Source organism: Xanthomonas sp. SHU 199, assembly GCF_000364665.1.
Classification (GTDB): Bacteria; Pseudomonadota; Gammaproteobacteria; order Xanthomonadales; family Xanthomonadaceae; genus Xanthomonas_A; species Xanthomonas_A sontii.
Map to the genome: position 1 here is coordinate 1 of NZ_AQOI01000778.1, position 494 is coordinate 494.

The window sequence follows — 494 nt, forward strand, 5'->3', positions numbered from 1 at the left end:
CCGCTGCTGCGCCTGCACAGCCTGCGGAGCCGACGCCGGCAGCGCCGGCGCCCACGCCGACCACGGCCAGTGCACCGCCGCCGCCGGCGGAGCAGCCGCTGCAGGTGACCGAAACGCCGACGCCCACGCGCGACTTCGTACTGCCTCCGCCACCGAGCGTGCGTGTCCCGGTGCCGACACCGCGCGCGGTGGTGCCGCCCGACGTGCAGGTGCCGGTGCGCGAGGTCGAAGTGGTCACCGACGTGCCGACCGTGGCGCAACTGCGGCCGCGCGACATCGCGGTGCCGCGCCCAGTCGCACCGCAGGTACAGGTGCGCGAACGCGAGGTGCCGGCACCGCTGCCGCAGGTGCAGGTTCCCGCACCACAGCTGCGCACGCCGACGCCCACGCCGGTGTTGCCCAGTGCGGACGTGCCGCAGGTGCGGCAGATCGAAGTGCCGACGCCGAGCACCGCCACCGCGAGCGCACCCACGCCGGCACCGCCGGCTGCCCCA

At 76.3% G+C, this 494-nt stretch carries 1 pseudogene; it reads left to right on the forward strand.

Features of this window, described 5'->3' with window-relative positions:
• Positions 1-170 precede the first annotated feature (170 nt).
• Positions 171-494 (forward strand): annotated as a pseudogene (locus D183_RS25560) (hypothetical protein); the annotation flags it as partial.